The 20,430-nt window shown below is 56.8% G+C and carries 17 protein-coding genes; 14 read left to right on the top strand and 3 right to left on the bottom strand.

Annotated elements, in window-relative coordinates; all coding sequences use genetic code 11:
- Positions 1–37: 37 nt before the first annotated feature.
- Both ACR0KG_RS20120 and cueR read left to right on the top strand, forming a co-directional pair.
- Entirely contained in the window at positions 38–2,548 is a 2,511-nt protein-coding gene (locus tag ACR0KG_RS20120; protein ID WP_170417908.1) for a heavy metal translocating P-type ATPase, read from the top strand.
- Positions 2,549–2,563: 15 nt separating this feature from the next.
- Entirely contained in the window at positions 2,564–2,950 is a 387-nt protein-coding gene (gene cueR / locus ACR0KG_RS20115; protein ID WP_152460772.1) for a Cu(I)-responsive transcriptional regulator, read from the top strand.
- A 302-nt stretch (positions 2,951–3,252) separates the two neighbouring features.
- Here the strand turns inward: cueR and ACR0KG_RS20110 are convergent, their stop codons facing one another.
- Positions 3,253–3,444, bottom strand: coding sequence for a hypothetical protein (locus ACR0KG_RS20110; protein WP_170608328.1), 192 nt, complete (start codon positions 3,442–3,444; stop codon positions 3,253–3,255).
- A 123-nt stretch (positions 3,445–3,567) separates the two neighbouring features.
- Between ACR0KG_RS20110 and ACR0KG_RS20105 the strand changes: the two genes are divergently transcribed.
- From ACR0KG_RS20105 to ACR0KG_RS20090, 4 genes are all read left to right on the top strand, one after another.
- On the top strand, positions 3,568–5,763 hold the full coding sequence (locus ACR0KG_RS20105) for an efflux RND transporter periplasmic adaptor subunit (RefSeq protein WP_170417912.1): 2,196 nt from the start codon (positions 3,568–3,570) through the stop codon (positions 5,761–5,763).
- Positions 5,760–8,939, top strand: coding sequence for an efflux RND transporter permease subunit (locus ACR0KG_RS20100; RefSeq protein WP_170417917.1), 3,180 nt, complete (start codon positions 5,760–5,762; stop codon positions 8,937–8,939). The genes ACR0KG_RS20105 and ACR0KG_RS20100 overlap by 4 nt, the downstream gene beginning before the upstream one ends.
- Before the next feature lie 29 nt (positions 8,940–8,968).
- Positions 8,969–9,310, top strand: coding sequence for a copper-binding protein (locus ACR0KG_RS20095; protein WP_170417920.1), 342 nt, complete (start codon positions 8,969–8,971; stop codon positions 9,308–9,310).
- 565 nt (positions 9,311–9,875) lie between these two features.
- Positions 9,876–10,496, top strand: coding sequence for a class I SAM-dependent methyltransferase (locus tag ACR0KG_RS20090; protein ID WP_170417923.1), 621 nt, complete (start codon positions 9,876–9,878; stop codon positions 10,494–10,496).
- A gap of 73 nt (positions 10,497–10,569) precedes the next feature.
- Here the strand turns inward: ACR0KG_RS20090 and ACR0KG_RS20085 are convergent, their stop codons facing one another.
- Positions 10,570–12,000, bottom strand: a complete 1,431-nt coding sequence (locus tag ACR0KG_RS20085; protein WP_237217564.1) for an ATP-binding protein — start codon at positions 11,998–12,000, stop codon at positions 10,570–10,572.
- Entirely contained in the window at positions 11,964–12,689 is a 726-nt protein-coding gene (locus ACR0KG_RS20080) for a response regulator (RefSeq protein ID WP_170417925.1), read from the bottom strand. Before ACR0KG_RS20080 ends, ACR0KG_RS20085 begins: the two co-directional genes overlap by 37 nt.
- Positions 12,690–12,861: 172 nt before the next feature.
- Between ACR0KG_RS20080 and ACR0KG_RS20075 the strand changes: the two genes are divergently transcribed.
- From ACR0KG_RS20075 to ACR0KG_RS20040, 8 genes are all read left to right on the top strand, one after another.
- A complete protein-coding gene (locus tag ACR0KG_RS20075; RefSeq protein WP_170417928.1) occupies positions 12,862–13,377 on the top strand; it encodes an EF-hand domain-containing protein in 516 nt (171 codons plus the stop codon).
- Between the two features lie 251 nt (positions 13,378–13,628).
- Complete coding sequence (locus tag ACR0KG_RS20070; RefSeq protein WP_331252139.1) at positions 13,629–14,351, top strand: TVP38/TMEM64 family protein; 723 nt, start codon at positions 13,629–13,631, stop codon at positions 14,349–14,351.
- Entirely contained in the window at positions 14,348–14,716 is a 369-nt protein-coding gene (locus tag ACR0KG_RS20065) for a hypothetical protein (RefSeq protein ID WP_157054266.1), read from the top strand. The genes ACR0KG_RS20070 and ACR0KG_RS20065 overlap by 4 nt, the downstream gene beginning before the upstream one ends.
- A gap of 84 nt (positions 14,717–14,800) precedes the next feature.
- Positions 14,801–15,160, top strand: coding sequence for a hypothetical protein (locus ACR0KG_RS20060; protein ID WP_152460765.1), 360 nt, complete (start codon positions 14,801–14,803; stop codon positions 15,158–15,160).
- Between the two features lie 132 nt (positions 15,161–15,292).
- Complete coding sequence (locus tag ACR0KG_RS20055) at positions 15,293–16,342, top strand: YncE family protein (RefSeq protein WP_170417931.1); 1,050 nt, start codon at positions 15,293–15,295, stop codon at positions 16,340–16,342.
- Positions 16,343–16,474: 132 nt separating this feature from the next.
- The gene (locus tag ACR0KG_RS20050; protein WP_170418025.1) at positions 16,475–18,760 is read left to right on the top strand and encodes a copper-transporting P-type ATPase; all 2,286 of its coding nucleotides are present in this window, start codon (positions 16,475–16,477) and stop codon (positions 18,758–18,760) included.
- A complete protein-coding gene (locus ACR0KG_RS20045; protein WP_255612171.1) occupies positions 18,757–20,091 on the top strand; it encodes an APC family permease in 1,335 nt (444 codons plus the stop codon). Before ACR0KG_RS20050 ends, ACR0KG_RS20045 begins: the two co-directional genes overlap by 4 nt.
- Positions 20,088–20,366 carry a DUF2933 domain-containing protein gene (locus tag ACR0KG_RS20040; RefSeq protein WP_170417934.1) on the top strand — a complete coding sequence of 93 codons (279 nt, stop codon included), beginning with the start codon at positions 20,088–20,090 and terminating at the stop codon, positions 20,364–20,366. The genes ACR0KG_RS20045 and ACR0KG_RS20040 overlap by 4 nt, the downstream gene beginning before the upstream one ends.
- Positions 20,367–20,430 lie beyond the last annotated feature (64 nt).

Below are 20,430 nucleotides of genomic sequence, written 5' to 3'. Positions count from 1 at the left end.
TTATGTTTCCCGTCAGCAGAACATTGGTGGTGACAATATGACTGAAATTTCACATGCAAGGTTTCAAGTTCAGGGTATGAGCTGTGCGTCCTGCGTAGGGCGGGTTGAGCGCGCGTTGAAAGATGTGCCAGGGGTAGATGCCGCTTCGGTTAATCTCGCCAGCGAAAGCGTTCAGGTCGATTTCCGCGATCCAGCCGATAAAGCGGCCATTGCTGATGCGTTAAACAGCGCCGGATATCTGGCACGGACGGAAGAGGTAACGCTGGATATTCAGAACATGTCCTGCGCATCGTGCGTGGGGCGCGTTGAACGGGCATTGCAAGCAGATGATGGCGTCTTGTCCGCGTCGGTCAATCTGGCCACCGAAAGTGCAACTGTACGTTATGCTGAGGGAGTCACAACACCCGAAGCCATCGCGGCGCTTGCGGCATCTGCTGGCTATCCGGCGAGCCTGCGATCCGCGACGCAGACCGAACCACAAGACCGCAAAGCCAAAGAGATTCGCCAATTGGCCCGGCGAACAAGCTTTGCCGCCTTGCTCGCTTTGCCGGTCTTTATCCTTGAAATGGGCTCGCATGTTATTCCGGGCATGCACCACCTGATAGCGAGCACGATCGGCATCCAGAACAGCTATTACCTGCAATTCCTTCTAACCACGATCGTTCTTTTTGGGCCAGGTTTGCAGTTCTATACTAAGGGATTCCCTTCCTTGTTCAAAGGCGCGCCGGACATGAATTCTCTGGTGGCTCTGGGCACTTCGGCGGCTTATGGGTTCTCGCTTGTTTCCACCTTTGCGCCGGGTGTTCTTCCCGCCGGAACCGCAAACGTCTACTACGAGGCCGCAGCGGTGATCGTGGTTCTCATATTGCTGGGGAGGTTCCTCGAGGCGCGCGCCAAGGGGCGAACTGGTGAAGCGATCCGAAAACTGGTCGGTCTGCAGGCAAAAACAGCGCGCGTTGAGCGCGACGGATCGGTTGTCGAGCTACCGATCGAGCAGATCGTTGTAGGGGATATTGTGCACGTTCGACCGGGCGAAAAAATCGCGGTGGATGGTGCCGTAGTGACCGGCGCGTCATATGTCGATGAAAGCATGATCACCGGCGAGCCGGTTCCTGCCGAAAAGACCGAGGGCGCAACTGTGGTCGGCGGAACAGTTAATGGCGCGGGCGCATTGACGTACCGGGCTGAAAAGATCGGCGCAGACACTATGTTGGCCCAGATCATTCAAATGGTCGAACAAGCACAGGGTGCCAAGCTTCCGATTCAAGGCTTGGTTGACCGCATCACGCTGTGGTTCGTGCCGGTAGTGATCGCTGTGGCCGTAATGACTGTGCTGGTTTGGATGTTGTTCGGACCCGATCCTGCGCTCAGCTTGGCGTTGGTAGCCGGGGTTGCGGTACTGATCATTGCTTGCCCCTGCGCCATGGGGTTGGCCACACCCACCTCAATCATGGTCGGCACCGGCCGCGCGGCCGAGATGGGTGTCCTGTTTCGAAAGGGCGACGCCTTGCAAATGCTGCAGGAAACCACCGTTGTTGCGGTGGACAAGACGGGGACCTTGACCGAAGGGCGTCCGGAGCTGACCGACCTGATTGTGGCCGAAGGATTGGCCGAGGATGAGGTTCTGCGCCTTGTTGCTGCCGTTGAGGTCACATCCGAACATCCGATCGCCACGGCCATCGTGCGCGCGGCTGAAACCCGTGGTCTGGAGCTTTCGAAGCCAGAAGACTTCACGTCGATCACCGGTTACGGGGTAAGCGCCTCAGTCGAAGGCCATACAATCCTGATCGGGGCCGACCGCCTGATGAGTCGCGAAGGGGTTGAAATGGGCGCGTTGTCTGATCGGGGCGCTGAACTCGCAATCAACGGAAAGACTCCACTTTATGCCTCCGTAGACGGAGTTATCGCAGCCGTCATCGCCGTGGCGGACCCAATCAAGACCACCACGCCAGACGCAATTGAAGCTTTGCACGGACTGGGGCTGAAAGTAGCGATGATTACCGGCGACAATACCGCTACAGCCAAATCCATCGCGGCGCAGCTTGGCATCGATCATGTCGTGGCCGAGGTTCTGCCAGAGGGTAAAGTATCCGCGTTGCAAGATCTGCGCTCAAATGGCGGAAAACTGGCCTTTGTGGGTGATGGCATCAATGATGCCCCCGCTCTGGCGGCGGCTGACGTAGGAATTGCGATCGGGACAGGCACTGACATCGCCATCGAGGCGGCTGACGTCGTTCTGATGTCAGGCGACCTGACAGGCGTGGTCAACGCCTTCGATATTAGTCAGCGCACCATGCGTAACATCCGCCAAAACCTGTTCTGGGCTTTCAGCTACAACACGCTGCTCATACCGGTTGCAGCGGGGGTGCTCTATCCGTTTGGCGGCCCGTTGCTGTCGCCGGTTTTGGCTGCAGGTGCCATGGCGCTGTCCAGTGTATTTGTCCTGACCAACGCGCTGCGGTTGCGCTGGGTTAAGCCGATCAAAGTTGGGCGAGAACAGATCTCGCAGAATGAAGAGCAGGCGCTGCGATCAGCGCCTGCTGAATAGAATAGGAGAACCGCTGTGAATATCGGAGATGTAGCAGAACGTTCGGGTCTGCCTGCCAAAACCATCCGTTATTACGAGGATATCGGATTCATCAAACCCAGGCGCAGTCTGAACGGGTATCGACATTTCGACGAAAAGGAACTGCACAAACTGGCCTTCATCGGGCGGGCCCGCTCATTGGGCTTTACCATTGAGGATTGCCGTTCACTACTGGCGTTGTACGAGGACAAAGAACGCGCAAGCGCGGACGTGAAGGATATCGCCAAACAGAACCTAAAAGAAATAGATGCCAAGATCGCGGACCTGAAGGCCATGCATGCTACACTGTCTCATTTAATCGATGAATGTGCCGGAGACCACCGTCCCGACTGCCCGATCCTGAAGAACCTCGGCCAAACTTAGATGCGCTCATCGTATGAACTGCCTCCTATTTTGGCAGTTTGTTACGTGTATTCGCGGGAATCCGCTTCATTTCGATACAGCGCACCAACTCACCTGTTTTTTCCTCCGACTGGCTTGAACACTCGTTACGTTCGTCCTAACTGCACGGGATGAAGTGGAAGTTTTTCTCAGTGTTGCGAATGACGTTTCTGACATGCGTCTGCTTGGCGATGACCTTCGTCGGCACTGTTGTGGTCGCGAGCAGTGACGTCAAAAACAGTAGCACCTCTGAGCCTCACGGCGTTTCAATGGCTGCAAAGTCATCAGACTTCAAACACGACCATAGCGGTTTGCATCCGACGACTGGCCAAATCCACACGGATAGCCACGTAAATCACAGCGGAGAATGTCATTCCGGTATCTGTTGTGTTGGCGAATATCCGACCCACGTAGGACTTGCGGTTTTGGCTGAAGCTTTTGGCCAGAAAAACCGTAACATGGATTCCGACATCCACAACTCTCAAGCGCCTCTGACGCCCGATCGTCCTCCACAAATCTCCTAACATCCACAGGCCCGTCAGCGCGGGTTTTCATGTTGTTTCGGTTCGAGCATGCACTGCGACCGTCAGGAGATTATTATGCGTGGAAGATATGCGGCACTATCAGTACTTGCCTTGGCGATTGGCCTGGGTGGAGGTGTCTTTCTTGAAAGACTGTACCTGAATCCAATTGATCAGGGCCAGTCGAACGAACCAGAGGTCCTTTATTGGGTAGCACCGATGGATCCGAATTTTCGGCAGCCTGGACCTGGAAAATCGCCGATGGGTATGGACTTGATCCCGGTTTATTCTGGGCAGGAACCTACCGGCGACCCTGAAGAAGTCACCCTGAGCGCTGCGGAAATCAACGCAATTGGTGTGCGAACTGCGGTTGCACGCATGACTGATATCGAACCTCGCATCGAAACGGTGGGTTTCGTCGGCTTTGACGAACACCTGACCAATCACGTTCATACGCGTGTTGAAGGTTGGATTGAGCAACTGAAAGTTCGAGCGGTCGGTGATCGCGTTGAGAAGGGGCAAGTTTTATTTGAACTCTTTTCACCACTGATCGCAGCTGCGACCGGCGATCTTGTACGCGCAGTCGAAGCTGGTGACCCGCGGATTTTGGACGCGGCGCGCAATAAGTTGATCAGCCACGGTATGTCCGCTCGTCAGGTTGCTGAGATTGAGGCGGGCGGTGAGTTGGTTCGAAATGTGGAAATTGAGGCACCTCAAAACGGTGTCGTCATAGCTCTGAATGCCGCCGATGGCATGTACCTGCAGCCAGGCACGCTTGCTTTTTCGGTAACCGATCTTTCTGAAGTATGGCTGATCGTTGATGTATTTGAACGAGATATTGCACGTTTGTCGGAAGATATGCGCGCGATAGCAAGGTTCGAGCACCTACCCGGTCGCACCTTCGAAGGCGACATCGACTATGTTTACCCTGAGCTTGATCCGCAAACCCGAACTCTTCCCGTAAGGCTTAGTTTCGATAACACCGACGGCGTGCTGCGGCCGGGCATGTTTGGCAGTGTTAGCCTTATACCGGATGAAAGCCGAAATGTTCTCACTGTTCCATCAGAGGCGTTAATTCGTACCGGTTCGGCGGAACGCGTCATCTTAAAAACAGGCGATGGTACTTTTCGCCCGAGACTGGTGACTACAGGTCTTCGAGACAGTTTCGGCGAGGGGGGTCGAACAGAAGTTCTGCAAGGGCTTGAACCTGGTGAGGAAGTTGTCGCATCCGCACAGTTTCTAATCGACAGTGAAAGTGCTTTGAGCGCCGGTTTCACCCGAATGGCACCAACGGATACCGAACCAGCACGCGGGGCAGGCACCCTGGTTTCACTCGATGCCCAAAATCGTATGGCAACTGTTCGTCACGATGTTCTCGAAAGCCTCGATTGGCCCGCAATGACTTCGCAGTTTCCGGTGAGGTCTGGTGTTTCGCTCGACAGCTTGAGTGCAGGCGACGCAGTCGCTTTCGTGATCGCACGGGGTGCGGATGGGCTTCTGAGCCTGATGGAGCTTGCACCAGACGATGGTATTGCCGGAACTGGTGCCGGAATCGCGCGCGCCGTCACTTCAGACGGCAAATTGACGCTTGAGCACGGACCGATCCCCGAGCTCGGTTGGGCCGCCATGACAATGGATTTGCCTGTTGTAGGAGTAGATCTCACTACCGTGCCAATCGACATGCCAATTGAGTTTGATCTGGCTGAGGGAGAAGGGGGGATGTTCTCGATTGTGGCAATTCGCGAAGAGGGCTCGCCGCCGACGGATTCCGTTGAACCCGAAGAAACCGACACGCCTTCTGCTCCACCGATTGTAGTCACCGGCACGATCAACCTCGTTAATGCTGAGGCGGGAACGGCAACCATCACTCACGGGCCGATGACTGAGATTGGCATGCCCGGAATGACCATGGATTTCCCATTAGAACCTACATTGGACACAAGCATGCTCGAAGTCGGTTCTGAAATGACTCTGACTTTCGCGCGTGCAGATGGCATGACAATGGTGTTGGCTGCGGCAACGCCTATTGCACCGCCACTTCAGGTTTCTGGCCGGATTAACAGTATCGACCCGAACGCGCGTACCGCGAACGTAACACACGGTCCGATGACTGAGATCGGCATGCCGGGCATGACCATGGATTTCCCGGTTGCGGAGGGGATTGAGGTTTCTAACTTGCCTGTAGGGATTGATGTTTCTTTGATCCTTCGCCGCAATCCCGACTTTTCGATGACGCTGTTAGAGGTCGCGCTTGATGGGAGTGTTACGCAGTGATCACGGCCATCATTCGTTCTTCGCTCGCCAACAGGTTCGTCATCTTGGCCCTCGCATTCATGATAGGAGTTGCGGGTATTTGGGCCATTCGTGAGACGCCGGTTGATGCAATCCCGGATCTGTCGGATGTCCAGGTAATTGTTCGCACGCCATATCCCGGGCAAGCGCCTCAAGTTGTCGAAAACCAAATCACATATCCACTTGCGACAGCCCTATTGGCCGTACCCGGTGCAAAAGACGTTCGCGGGTTCTCGTTCTTTGGAGACAGCTTTGTATATGTTGTCTTTGAGGACGGGACGGACCTCTACTGGGCTCGGTCGCGTGTGCTCGAATACTTGGGCCAGATTACCGGCAGCTTACCTGAGGGCGTGTCACCACAACTTGGCCCTGATGCGACTGGGGTCGGGTGGATTTATCAGTATGCGCTGGTTGACAGAACCGGAAATCATGATCTGGCTCAGCTCAGGACTCTGCAGGATTGGTTTCTGAAATACGAATTACAAGCCGTGGAAGGCGTCTCAGAAGTCGCCACCATCGGCGGAATGGTCAAACAGTACCAGGTCGTCGTCGACCCAAACAAACTACGTGCCTATGACATAACACTTGCACAATTGAGGACGGCTATTCAGGCGGCCAACCGCGAGACGGGCGGCAGCGTCATTGAGATGGGGGAAGCCGAATTCATGGTCAGGTCCTCGGGCTACATTGACGAATTGTCAGACCTTGCAAGCGCGCCGTTGATGGTCAACGACCGTGGCGCCGCTCTGACGCTTGGAGACGTCGCTGAAATCCGTCTGGGGCCGGAAATGCGGCGCGGTGTCGGAGAACTCGACGGGCAAGGAGACGCGGTTGGTGGAGTAGTCATTCTGCGATGGGGTGGGAATGCGTTGGCAACGATCAAAGCGGTGGAGGCGCGCATCGAAGAGTTGCGCTCAAACCTGCCGGAGGGGGTCGAAATCATAACGACCTACGACCGATCTGGTGTGATCGAGCGTGCTATCGATAACCTCCAGAAGAAACTGACGCAGGAATTCATTGTCGTTGTTCTTGTGTGCGCGGCTTTTCTACTTCATCTGCGGTCATCCCTCGTAATTCTTCTGTCGCTCCCTCTGGGAATCTTTGCCGCATTTATTCTGATGAAGGCGCAAGGAGTAAACGCAAACATCATGTCGCTCGGCGGCATAGCCATCGCTATTGGTGCGATGGTCGACGCATCGATTGTGATGATCGAGGCGATGCACAGGCGGTTGGAAAAAGAAAAGCTCACAGCAGAGAACCGATGGCGGATTGTGCAAGAGTGCGCTTCTGAGGTGGGACCAGCCCTTTTTTATTCTCTGGCGATTATCACGGTTAGTTTTTTGCCTGTTTTCGTTCTGGAAAATCAGGAAGGTAGGCTCTTCTCGCCACTCGCTTATACCAAAACCTACGCCATGGCTGCAGCCGCCATCCTTTCGATAACGCTGGTTCCGGTCTTGATGGGTTACTTTGTAAGGGGGCGTATTCTACCGGAGCGAAAAAATCCGCTAAATCGCTTGGTTGTGTTCGTGTACCGCCCATTTCTGGACGCGGCAATTGCCTGGCCATGGGCAACAACACTGTTGGCCGGCGTTCTGGTGACGTCCATGTGGTACCCGTACCAGAGAATTGGCTCTGAATTCATGCCCGAGTTGAACGAAGGTGATTTTCTCTACATGCCGAGCTTCTACCCCGGGATCTCGACGGGAAAAGCCCGTGAGGTACTGCAGCAGACCAACCGCCTGATCGCGACCGTGCCAGAAGTCGAAACTGTTCACGGTAAAGTTGGGCGTGCGGAGACTGCAACCGATCCAGCACCTCTAACGATGGTGGAGACCACAATCCAACTCAAGCCGGAAGAAGAATGGCGCCCCGGCATGACAATGGAGAAAATCCGGAATGAGCTCGATCGTATCGTTCAGGTTCCGGGCGTTACAAATGTTTGGATCCAACCTATCAAGAACCGCATCGATATGCTTGCGACAGGTATCCGTACTCCTGTCGGTGTCAAAATATCCGGCACCGACTTGGAGGTCATTACAGATATAGGGATCGAAGTAGAGCGTGCGGTCGCTGATATTGATGGAACGGCTTCCGCCTACGCAGAGCGACCTGTTGGCGGGCGTTTCATCGAAATCGACGTCAAACGAGATGCCGCCTCCCGATACATGATGAGTGTTCGAGAAGTTCAGGACGTAGTGCAGACCGCAATTGGCGGTATGCAAGTGTCGGAATCTGTGGAGGGGCTGGAGAGGTTTCCTATAAACCTTCGGTACCCTCAGGCATGGCGAGACAGCCCGGAACGGCTCGAAAATCTTCCTGTCGTCACGCCGTCGGGTGCTCATGTGCCACTGTCCGCTCTCGCCGATATTCGAATAGTTGACGGGCCGGGAATGATACGATCAGAGAACGCTCGACGAACTGGGTTCGTGTTCATCGACATCGCGGGGCGCGACCTGGGCGGCTATGTGGCCGAAGCACAAGAGGTGGTTACAGAAAAGGTCGACCTGCCTCCAGGTTACTCGCTGACTTGGTCAGGGCAGTATGAGTACATAGAGAGAATGCAGGACAGGTTGACGATCGTTGCTCCTGCAACCCTGCTAATTATCACGCTCATGCTTTTCTTGGCGTTCAATCGGGTGATTGAGGTCGGGATAATTCTTGCGGCGCTCCCGGTCGCATTGGCAGGTGGGGTTTGGTTCTTATGGTATCTTAACTTCGATATCTCAATTGCTGTGCTCGTGGGCTTCATCGCGCTGGCGGGAGTTGCCGTGGAAACAGCGATTGTCATGTTGTTGTACCTCAATCTTGCTTGGGAGAAACGTCGAGGGCTGGCGCAATCGGAACAGCGAAAGCTGACACGTGACGATATCGAAGACGCGGTGTTCGAAGGAGCCGTTCTTCGGGTTCGGCCGAAGGTAATGACTGTAGCCACGATCTTTGCAGCACTGATACCCATCATGTACGGCACCGGTACAGGCTCTGAAATCATGCAGCGGATCGCTGCGCCGATGATTGGGGGCATGGTGACAGCGACCCTTCTTACGCTTTTTGTCATTCCCGCAATATTCGTGATTTGGAAACGGCTCGCGCTCAATCGCGTGAACCGAGAGATCTCCCACACGATCCAGGAAGTGCCCCCTGCGCTTCCGGCAGAATAATACCCACAACCTTGAAACAGGAGCATCTGATGAAAACTTTGACTGCAATTTTGGCCCTATTGGCCGTGTCTACAACATCCGGCATCGCGCAAACGAACCACGGCATGGACCATTCCAACATGCCCATGTCTTCCGAACAGATGGAAGGTGCGGTCCACGCAAAGGCTTTGGTGAACTCAATTGGCGACGAAACCGCTAACGTCAGCCATGATCCGATCCCCGAGATCGGGTGGCCCGCGATGACGATGGATTTGCAGCTTCTTGAGAATGCCCAGATGATGGGTGAGATCAGCGCAGGTGACGAAGTCACACTGATGTTGGTCAAAAGCGATGATGGTATGTATGCGATCGGCGCGATCATGAAAAACTGAGTCTGTTGATGCGGCAGCTATTCACCAATGATGTGATTGTTCGCCGTTTCAACGACTGTAGGAAATTCTATGAACTAAGAGAAATGGAGTAGGAGCCACTCAAGAACCAAATCGTATTTCAACGATCTGTGGCTCTGCTCATAAGTTATCAGTCCATTGTCGGTTAAAGGCGCTTTAAGCAATTCGTTGACTGATTGAAGCTCCAAAGCTCAGAAAATCTTCCGGCTATACTGATTGAACAGAGCAATCCAGGCAAGCAGTACACAAACTGCCAACGCTTCGGTATCTCCGGCCCGCGCCACTGCAGTTAAACTGCGCAAAATTCTGGAGCTACTTGCGCAGCCCAGTGGAAATCTGACCGACAAGCAAATCCCACCTAAAACATTTCACAATTGGAATGTGTGTACTACATTGTCGCCGAGATGACTTCACGCGGCCATTCAACGGACCAGCGTCGAATTGTCTGGGGCGTTGCCTTGTTGGTTTTTGCTTCAGTCGAAAACGCAGCGCGGAGCGGTCAAAATGAGGATATCTCCAGGGCGACGACTTGGGAAAACGATACGACATGACAGCTAACACAAGAGAGCACTGGGACGATGTCTATGGCGAGAAGTTTGACACCCAATTGAGTTGGCACGAGGATGATCCAGAGATATCGCTTGAACTCATCGAGTTGATCAGAGTGTCTAAGCCTTCATCCGTCATCGACATTGGTGGAGGTACATCTCGTCTTGCTGGAGCGTTGCTTGCGAAGGGGCTCCATGACGTGACAGTTCTCGATCTATCGCAGGTCGCGTTGGACACGGCCCGGGAAAGGTTGGGGCGCGCCGCTGAAACAGTCACTTGGATTTCTGCAGATATAACTTCTTGGGTCCCCGATCGCAGATATGACGTCTGGCATGATAGGGCGGTTTTTCACTTTCTCGTGGATACATCGCAACGCGCGGCCTATCTGGAAAGCGTGAAGAAAGGGGTAAAAATTGGCGGCCATGTGATCATTGCTACGTTTGCACTTGATGGGCCGGAGACTTGCAGTGGTCTCCCTGTCGCCCGCTATAGTCCGAGCGATATCGCCGTGCTTTTTGAGGAACACTTTGAACTCGTCGCGCATCGCCATCACCTGCACCAAACCTCTTGGGGGGAAAGTCAGTCTTTCCAGTTCAGTGTTCTCCGCCGCTGCGTTTGAGCCCACACCTGAAACTGGCCCAAAGCGGTACGCTTCCAATAAGCTTTCGGGGCATGCCGATTGTGTTCACAAGTTACGTTTGGCCCTCAAAAACTGGCAGAACCACCTTAGCGCACAAGCCGCCAGTTTCCCCGTTTAGCAATTCTATCGTGCCACCGTGCGACTGGATGATCGTACGTGCGATCGACAGCCCCAAGCCGGTTCCGCCAGTCTCTCGCGAGCGGGATGTTTCAAGCCGCACGAATGGGTCGAATACCGCATCGAGCATATGCTCGGGGATGCCGGGCCCCTGATCCTGGATCAATATTTTTGCCTCATTCCCCTCTTGCATGACTGAGACGTTGGCCCGGGCACCATACCGGCAGGCGTTTTCAATGATATTGCGCAGAGCTCGCTTCATCAGCATCGGCCGAAGCGTGACGGCCGGATTGTCTGCGACCGATACTTCAACCGTGTCACCGGCTTGCACAATGTCTTCGGTCGTTTTGGTTACGAATTCACCAATTGGGACGGTACTGGAAGGTTCGCGCGTGGCCACGCCCTTGGCAAATGACAGGGTGGAGTCCACCATCTCCTGCATTTCCTCGATGGTCTCGATCAGATGGTCACGGGTCTCCTCTTCCTCCACCAGTTCGGCGCGAACCCGCAATCCCGTCAGTGGCGACCGCAAATCGTGACCCAGCGCCCCCAATAGTCTGGTCCGATCGGCAACATAGCGAGTCAGCCTATCACGCATATGGTTGAACGCCTGCGTCAAATCTCGCACCTCGGTCGGACCAGAAACCGTCAGTTCCTGGACGTCTTCACCGCGACCAAACTGGTCTGCAGCCAGTGACAGGCGGCGCAACGGGCCGGTCAGCCGTGTCAGTAGAAACCAAATGGCTGCTCCAAGAATTAAAGTTGCAGTGAAACCGAAGCTGACGAAGGACTGCAAAGGCCATTGCAGAGGAGGGTTATGGAACCGGGTATCCACGTTGAGCCATTGATCGGTCGTCAGAGCGATCGACAGCTGCATTTCAATTGCGGAAACGTGATCACGCATCATTGCCATGTGCATTTCAGCCATTGTAGACGGAACACCTTCAACCGGCAGCATATCGGGAGAGAACTCATGCAACTCTACCCGGATGGGACGGTTTTCATAGCCTGGCAGAATTCTGCGGATTGTGTTTTCGACCGTCCCACCAGCGCTATGTCCGGTGTGATCGACTGCGGGCGTATCTGTAAGGCTGAAACGCACCAGTGGAGAACTTGCCGCCCGCAGGATCGCGTCGTGCATCTCGGGTGGAGCTTCTTCAATCAGCCGCGCGATGTTTGCGGCGCGTCCGGCGGTTTCCAGGCCAAGGGCCATGTGCACTGCCATTGAGCGTTCGTCGACGAACAGCCACAGGCTGACCAGTTGCGCGGCAGCCAGCGCGGCGATGATCAAAAGGATAAGCTGACCGCGCAGACTTTGGGCAAAGGCTTTCATCCCGTAAGCTCGCTCACGTCGGTCGACAGGCAATAACCGCCACCTCTTATCGTGGTGATGAGCTTCGGCCGCGTTGGGTCAGCTTCGATCTTGCGACGCAAGCGGCTGACCTGGTTGTCGATCGTACGGTCGAACAAGTGCGGGCTGCGGCCGGCGGTCAAATCCAGCAGTTCGTCTCGCGACAGGAGTTTGCGGGGCCGCTGCAGGAATACGGCCAGCAGCCGGACATCGGCGGTGGTCAGACTTTCTTCGGCCCCTTCGGCGGATATCAAGGTGCGACTGTCGGCATCCAGAACCCAGCTTCCAAAGGCGATCCGTTTGCCGCTCAGATCGCCAGCCGGGGGGACGGTGGTTTCGGAACGCCGCAGGATCGCCTTGATCCGGGCCAGCAATTCACGTGGGTTGAATGGTTTGGGCAGGTAGTCATCGGCGCCGATCTCTAAACCCACGATACGGTCGGTGTCATCGCTGAGGGCTGTCAGCATCAGGATCGGCGGGCCACCGGCCGCGGACAGGCGGCGACAGACCGACAATCCGTTTTCGCCCGGCATCATGATGTCGAGTACGATAAGATCAATCCGACCGGCCGCCAGTCGTGCGTCCATCTCGGTTGCGTCGCGCGCGGTACTGGCGCGCAACCCATTCTTTTCCAGATAGCGGCTGACAGCATCACGGATTTCGCGGTGGTCGTCGACAATCAAGATATGTGGTGCTTCAGTCATGGCGCAATCATAAGCCCCGGCGCGGTACAAATCCCGGCTTTTTTGTATCCCTTTGTATCAGTTGGGCGGGCTGCGACACAACGATACAAACCGGGTTGAGCAGGGGGGTGGTGGCGCGACCGAGGGCGGCCATATGCTTTGTGTAGAAACAAAAACCCGAGAGGTGAAAGTCATGAAACGTACCTTCACGCTGGCCGCTGGAGCCATTGCCGCGACTTTGATGGCGCTGCCCGCGCTTGCCGCCGGTCAGCATGGCAGCAGCGCGCAGATGCAGGGCCATGAGGGCGGCATGATGCAGGGTGCGCCCGGCGGCATGATGGGCGATCACGCAGGCATGATGCAAATGATGGTGAAAATGCATGGCCAGATGATGGGCGGCAACTGGCTGGCGGTTCTGGACATGGACGAGGACGGTCGCCCGAGCGAATCTGAGATCGCCGAAGGTCTGAAGGCCCGGATGCAGGCGCATGACGTCAATGGAGATGGCAACCTGTCGATTGATGAGTTCGAAGCGCTGCATTCCGGGATGATCCGCGAAACCATGGTGGACCGATTTCAGCATCTTGATGCCAATGGCGATGGCGTTGTGACCACAGGGGAAATCGAGAAAGGCGCAAAGACGATGTCGCCGAAACACGGCATGAAGGCCTCGAAACCTGTGACAAAGGCTTCTGAAACCAACAACTGAAACGCAACCGTGTAGCCGGGTCATCGCACTCGGCACAAACCACTGAGGAACAAAGCGATGATGGGCTATGGCGCTGGAATGGGGTTTGGAATGATCTGGATGTTGCTGATCGCAGTGTTGATCGTTCTGGCGATCGTAGCGCTGATCAAATACATCGCTAAGTGACCTCGGAATCCGTCACTCCCGTTTAGGGGTGGAGGGCTATGTCATAGGAGGAACGAAAGCTGGAGGGCCTGCACAGCAATAGCCGTTTGGTTTTCATCGCGGTTTTGATCGCGTTGCTGATCGCCACCATCTGGTTGTGGCTGTCTGGCGCGTTGGACGCAGGACTATCGCGCGAAGTCATTACTGCGTGGGTGGATTGGGCCGGCCCGTTCGGACCCGTTGTCATCATCGGCTTCATGACAGCCGCAGTGGTTGCCAGCCCAATCCCCAGCGCTCCGATCGCTGTCGCTGCCGGGGTGGCATATGGGCATGGGCTGGGAACCGCATTGGTTGCTATCGGAGCGGAGTTGGGGGCGCTGCTGGCGTTCCTGATAGCCCGTTGGTTGGGGCGCGACGCGCTGCGCCAGTGGTTCGGCGACAAGCTGGACTTGGGGTTGCTTGGATCGCAGAATGCCCTGATGTTGACCGTGTTCACCAGCCGCCTGATGCCTTTCGTTTCTTTCGACATGGTCAGCTATGCCGCCGGTCTGACCCGACTTCAATTTTGGCGGTTCGCACTGGCCACCTTGGCTGGACTCCTGCCGGCCAGTTTCGTTCTGGCCCATCTGGGCAGCCAGATTACCGAAACCGCGACAGGCGGCACCAGCCTTGCGGTTATCGGGCTTGGGCTGTTGACGGGGGCGCCACTTATCTGGTTGGCTTGGAAACGCAAGATGCCTGTTGGCTCTTCAGACCACGAATTGAGCCAGATCAATGCGACCGGTCCAAGCGGCCCTAAACTGTTGGAGAATGGAGGAAACCCTAAGTGATCCGCGCACAATGGATATCAACTGCGACACGGACGGCCCGAGCCATGGGCCGGCTGCAGGTCCTGTTGATCTGTGCGTTGGTGGTTTCGATGCTGATCTCTGTTGTGCCGTCCCATGCCGGGCATGACATCGCGAAGGCCGCCACCCAGGCCGAGCTTGTGATCGATGACAGCGGTGGGTATCCCGCGTCTCATCCATCAGAAGAATTAGACTGCTCAGTGCACCCGGGCTGCTATGCGATGGCAGTTATGGCGGCACCTGAATTGCTCTCGATGCGTATTGCTACGCCCGTGGCGCCAGAACGGTTCCGGCCACGCGCAAGCCTGCCGGTCGCACCACTACCACATCCGCCAAACCTGTCCTGAACGTGACCGGCAATGGCTCCGGAATCGCTCCGGGGTCTTGCCCAAGCCGTTGATTGCGGCCCAACTCAGTTCAGGACACTTACCATGCTTACCATTCTGTACTTTTTCGTCACGGGCGTGGTGCTATTCGCACTGTTGCGCCTGACCTGTGGCCCCTGTGTGATGGGGACACAAGAACATCATCCCGGTGTTCCGGTGACAACCCTTGGCTGGGCGCTCAGCCTGTTTCTGGCCGCAACCTACCTGCTGTGCGTGGCCTTTGACCTGATCTTTCCAAGTTTTGCCATGTACCGGGCTTGGATCGGCCTGATGCCCGGAATGACTTGGCTCAGCCTGCCCTCATTCCTGTTGGGACTGTTATGGGCGTTTCTCTACGGCTGGTACGCCGCGTTGCTGTTCGGCGGACTGTTCAATGTCTTTGCGGCTCGCACAAAACTCAACTGATTGAAAGGACAAAGCCATGAAGGCCATCGCTCTGACCCTGCTTTTGACGCCCTTCCTGATGGCCGTCATCTACCGGATTTTTCTGCACGTGCCCGCCAATGCGCGCGTTTCAGTTGACGAAAGGAAACCTAAATGACCCTGTTCAATCTGGCCGCAGGCCTGTCCGTCGCAGCTTTGACTGCGCCTTCGCTCACGCTGGCGGCAACCGTGTTCATTCCCGAAGGCAGCGCGGACTCGGTTCTGGTGATCGACTCCGAAACCGGCAAGACCGTCGAGCGGCTGCCGAGGCTCGTGGCGGTCCATGGGCTGGCCGGCGCGCCCGGCTTTAAGTACCTGGTCGCGGGCAGCTACGCAGAAACCGAGGCCACAACGCCACCAAAACCCGAAGGTATGTCCAAGGATGAACACGCTGCGCACCACGCCAAGCGCGATGTCACTGCGTTGCCCAAAGACAAGGGGCGGAGCCTGCTGACGATCCTTGATGCGGAAACACGCGAGGTCGTCCGCCAGATCGAGGTTCCAGGTGCGGTGCATCACACTGCGGTGTCGCCCGACGGGCGGTTCGCGGTGGCGACCCATCCGGGCGGTGACGGTATTTCGATCGTCGATCTCGATAAGCTCAGCTTCCTTGGTTTCGTAGCAACCGGGCCAATGCCCAACTATGCGGTATTCGCGCCTGACGGCGACAGGGTCTATGTCACCAATACCGGCAATGGTACACTTAGCGAAGTGGATGTCGTCAAAGGCTTCGTCGTACGCAACATGCCCGTCGGCGAAGGCCCTGAGCATCTTGTACTTAACGCCACCGGCAGCGCCGCCTTCGTAGCCGACAGTGATGGTGGCAAGGCCTTCCGCGTAGATCTTGCCAGCGGTTCTGTCACCGAAACCTATGACATTGGAGGCGAGTTGCACGGGATCGGCCTGTCCGACCGCGAGGGCGTACTGTTCGTGGCCGCCAAAGGCACCGACCGGTTGTTGTCGATTGATCTTGCTACGGGCAAACAGCGCTCGACCAACCTGTCACCGGCACCTTATCACCTGACGACCATACCGAACTCAGGCAAAGTGATGGTATCAAGCCGAACCGAACCGAAGGTCTGGATCGTCGATCAAGTCAGCCTGACGGCTATTACCGAAATGCCGATACTGGGTGAGGGCCACCAGATGGTTGTTCTGCCCTGAAGGACTGTGCCCGGCATTGCGTAATTAAACGGCTCTACGACCAAAGCTTAAACCAGGGAGCAGAACATGACAGAAGACCACGACATCAGAATCCACGCGAACGGCCCGACCGAGGTCGCTTACGTCTGCCCCATGCATTCTGACGTGCGTCAATCTGGGCCCGGCGACTGTCCCAAATGCGGGATGCACCTTGTGCCCGAGGGCGAGGTGGATGCGCATGCGCATCACCACCATTCCGCGCATCATGGCGCGACGGACGAGAACGGTGAATATGACATCGTTCCGACAGGCTATGACGGACCCGTATATACCTGCCCGATGCATCCGCAGGTGCGGCAAACCCATCCCGGGTCCTGTCCACTCTGCGGCATGGGGTTGGAGCTGGAAAGCGCGGCGATGGTGGACGAGGGGCCGAACCCGGAACTGGTGGATTTCACTCGGCGCCTATGGGTAGGTGCGATTCTGACGCTTCCACTTTTGGTTTTCACGATGGGCCCCTACGTTGGGCTGTCTGGTGTGCGAGAGATTTTTGGTGAGCGAACAACCCTATGGATTGAACTGATACTTGGCACTCCGGTTGTTCTTTGGTGCGGTTGGCCATTTCTGGAACGAGGGTGGAATTCGTTTCGCACCATGAACCTGAACATGTTCTCGTTGATTGCCATGGGGGTTTCGGCCGCGTGGCTGTTCAGCGTTGTCGCCGTATTGATGCCCCACATATTTCCGGACGGTTTTCGAGATTCAGAAGGCCATGTTGGGGTCTATTTCGAAGCGGCCGCAGTTATCGTTACACTTGTTCTGCTCGGGCAGGTGATGGAACTGCGGGCACGCGAAGGCACAGGAAAGGCAATCCGCGCTTTGCTGGACATGGCCGCAAAGACCGCCCGCATTATCCGCCCTGACAGCAGTGAAGAGGAAATTCCGCTTGAAGAAGTACAGGTAGGTGACCGCCTTCGCGTACGCCCCGGCGACAAGGTGCCAGTAGACGGCATTGTACTCGAAGGGCGCTCATCTGTTGACGAAAGCATGATCTCTGGCGAACCGGTTCCGGTCGAAAAGGTACAAGGCGAGCCGGTCACAGGGGCCACAATCAACGGCACCGGTAGCCTTGTGATCGAAGCAACCCGAGTGGGCTCTGACACAATGCTGTCCCAGATTGTCGAAATGGTGGCCAACGCGCAACGCTCGCGCGCACCAATTCAGAAATACGCTGACAAAGTGGCGGGCTGGTTTGTACCGGCGGTCATAAGTATAGCTGCGCTGGCCTTTATTGCATGGGCAATTTGGGGACCGGCTCCGGCGCTCTCCTACGCCTTGATCGCAGCGGTGTCGGTACTGATCATAGCTTGCCCGTGCGCGCTTGGCCTGGCCACTCCGATGTCGATCATGACGGCCACGGGGCGCGGGGCGCAGGCCGGAGTGCTGATCAAAAATGCCGAAGCGCTGGAGCGGTTCGAGAAGATCGATACTTTGATCGTCGACAAAACTGGCACGCTGACCATGGGCAAGCCAAAGCTTGTGGCTGTATTACCCGAACCTGGCCATGACGAGGTCGAGGTGCTGCGGCTGGCCGCAACGCTGGAGAAGGGCTCGGAGCACCCGTTAGCTGAGGCAATCGTCACAGGAGCCGAGGAACGTGGCGTAGCCCTGTCCGACGCCAGTGACTTCGAGGCGGTGACTGGTAAAGGCGTGAAAGGCACGGTGGATGGCCGCCCCGTCGCGCTCGGCAATCTGAAACTGGTCACCGATCTCGGACTCGAGGCGGCCGAACTGACGGCCAAGGCCAATGCGCGTCGGGATGACGGCGAAACGGTGATGTTCGTGATGCTTGATGGTTCAGTGGCGGGGTTGGTCTGCGTCGCCGACCCGGTCAAGGAAACAACACCAGCCGCACTCAAGGCGCTGCACGAACTGGGTTTCCGGATCATCATGGCGACTGGCGACAACGAACGCACTGCAAAGGCGGTGGCCGAACGTCTGGGTATCGATGAGATTCGAGCCGACGTACTGCCCGAGGACAAGGCCCGCATAATTCGCGAACTGCAGGAGAAAGGCGCAAAGGTCGCCATGGCGGGTGACGGAGTGAACGACGCACCCGCGTTAGCGCAGTCCGATGTGGGCATCGCCATGGGGACCGGTGCCGACGTGGCGATCGAAAGTGCAGGCTTCACGCTGGTCAACGGAAGCCTTGATGGCATCGTGCGCGCCCGTAGGCTGGCCCGCGCTACCATGCGCAATATCCGGCAAAACCTATTCTTTGCCCTGATCTACAACGCCTCGGGCGTTCCGGTGGCGGCGGGTCTTCTGTTCCCGCTTTTCGGCATCCTGATCAGCCCGATGTTTGCGGCCTTCGCTATGAGTGCTTCATCGATTTCAGTGGTGTTGAATGCGCTGCGATTGCGGGGGGCGAAGATTTGAGCACGCACGAGCATAGTACCCACGGCGCCAGTGGCGCGCTGAAGCCCGGATCAATCTCGCTGACCGGAGCCGTCGCCATGGGGACCGGCGTGATGATTGGCGCTGGGATCTTTGCACTTACCGGACAGATCGCCGGGCTGGCGGGGCCATGGTTTCCGCTGTCCTTCGTGGTCGGGGCCGTGGTGACGGTTTTCAGCGCCTATACCTATATCGCCATGTCCAACGCCTGGCCCTCATCAGGCGGCATCGCCATGATCCTGACCAAGGCATATGGGCCCGGGGCGGTTGCGGCGGCGGCCTCGCTGCTGATGGCACTGTCGATGGTGATCAACGAAAGCCTCGTCGCGCGTACTTTCGCGACCTATGCGCTCCGCCCGTTCAACATCGAGAGCGGACCGCTGGTGTCTTTGGTCGCTGTTGCGCTGATCGTCTTTGCCTATGCGGTGAACCGGTCGGGCAACCGGTCGGTGGGGTTGTGGTCGATCATCATGTCGGCGCTCAAGATAGGCGGGATCGCAATATTCGGCATCGCCGCACTTTGGGCTGCGGGCGGAACCTGGCAGGTTCAGGGCTCGGAACCGGCCGCGCCGCTGGGGTTCGTCGCCTCGGTAGCCCTGTCGATCCTCGCCTTCAAGGGCTTTACCACCATCACCAACAGCGGGGCCGAGATCGTCGACCCGCACCGCAATGTCGGGCGCACCATCATGATCTCGATCGCGATCTGCGCGGTGGTCTACCTGCTGGTCGCCCTTGCCGTCGGTGTCAGCCTGCCGCCCGAGCAAATCCGCGCGGCGCAGGACTATGCCCTGGCCGAGGCTGCCAGGCCGGTGCTGGGGCAGGGCGGGTTCTACCTGACCGTGGCGCTGGCGATGGTGGCGACGGCCTCGGGGCTGATCGCCAGCGTTTTCGCTGTGTCCCGGATGCTGGCGATGCTGACCGACATGAAGATGATCCCGCACAGCCATTTCGGCATGACGGGCAGCATCCAGTCTCACACGCTGATCTACACGGTCGTGATTGCGGGCCTGCTTGCGGTGTTGTTCGACCTGTCTCGCATCGCCTCGTTGGGGGCGTTCTTTTACCTGGTGATGGACATGGCGGTGCATTGGGGTGTCTGGCGACGCTTGCGCGGTCAGATCAAAGCCCGTGGATGGGTCTTGCTGACCGCCCTGGCGCTGGACTGCGTAGTCCTGACCGCGTTCACAATACTCAAGCTGCGCTCCGACCCGATGATCGTAGTATATGCCGTTGCTGGCATCGGCTTGGTCTTCGTCTATGAGCGCATCTTTCTCAAACAATGGATCATCGAAAAGGAGACAAATCAGCTATGACCCAATCAAATTTCGACGAAACCCGCGCCACACAGGAGACGACCGAAAGGGTCAGCTCTGACGTAACGGCCGAAGCGCCCAAAACCGAAGATCAGACGGCCAACGGTGCCAAGCGTAATTGGCTCCCGGTTGTCATTGCGATCGCGTTGGGCGCCGCTGTTCTGGGCTGGGAATACCGCGAGACACTCTATCCTTTGCTCAGTTCTCCGTTGCTGTTCTTGCTGGTCTGCGTGGGCATGCATTTCTTAATGCATCGCGGCCACGGCAAACACTGAGAACGGCGCCCTGTATGGCTGGCGGCTTTGCGGCAAGAACACTGCGCAACAAGGAGCAGCAACG

Source organism: Ruegeria sp. H4 (assembly GCF_056533065.1).
Note: the sequence above shows the minus strand (reverse complement) of the source record. Positions and strands in the feature narration are given on the sequence as shown.

Excerpts from the sequence above, each read along its gene's own strand:
- ACR0KG_RS20120 (WP_170417908.1), top strand. The coding sequence starts at position 38 with ATGACTGAAATTTCACATGCAAGGTTTCAAGTTCAGGGTATGAGCTGT.
- ACR0KG_RS20105 (WP_170417912.1), top strand. The coding sequence starts at position 3,568 with ATGCGTGGAAGATATGCGGCACTATCAGTACTTGCCTTGGCGATTGGC.
- ACR0KG_RS20095 (WP_170417920.1), top strand. The coding sequence starts at position 8,969 with ATGAAAACTTTGACTGCAATTTTGGCCCTATTGGCCGTGTCTACAACA.
- ACR0KG_RS20090 (WP_170417923.1), top strand. The coding sequence starts at position 9,876 with ATGACAGCTAACACAAGAGAGCACTGGGACGATGTCTATGGCGAGAAG.
- ACR0KG_RS20080 (WP_170417925.1), bottom strand. The coding sequence starts at position 12,689 with ATGACTGAAGCACCACATATCTTGATTGTCGACGACCACCGCGAAATC.
- ACR0KG_RS20075 (WP_170417928.1), top strand. The coding sequence starts at position 12,862 with ATGAAACGTACCTTCACGCTGGCCGCTGGAGCCATTGCCGCGACTTTG.
- ACR0KG_RS20060 (WP_152460765.1), top strand. The coding sequence starts at position 14,801 with ATGCTTACCATTCTGTACTTTTTCGTCACGGGCGTGGTGCTATTCGCA.
- ACR0KG_RS20055 (WP_170417931.1), top strand. The coding sequence starts at position 15,293 with ATGACCCTGTTCAATCTGGCCGCAGGCCTGTCCGTCGCAGCTTTGACT.
- ACR0KG_RS20050 (WP_170418025.1), top strand. The coding sequence starts at position 16,475 with ATGCATTCTGACGTGCGTCAATCTGGGCCCGGCGACTGTCCCAAATGC.
- ACR0KG_RS20040 (WP_170417934.1), top strand. The coding sequence starts at position 20,088 with ATGACCCAATCAAATTTCGACGAAACCCGCGCCACACAGGAGACGACC.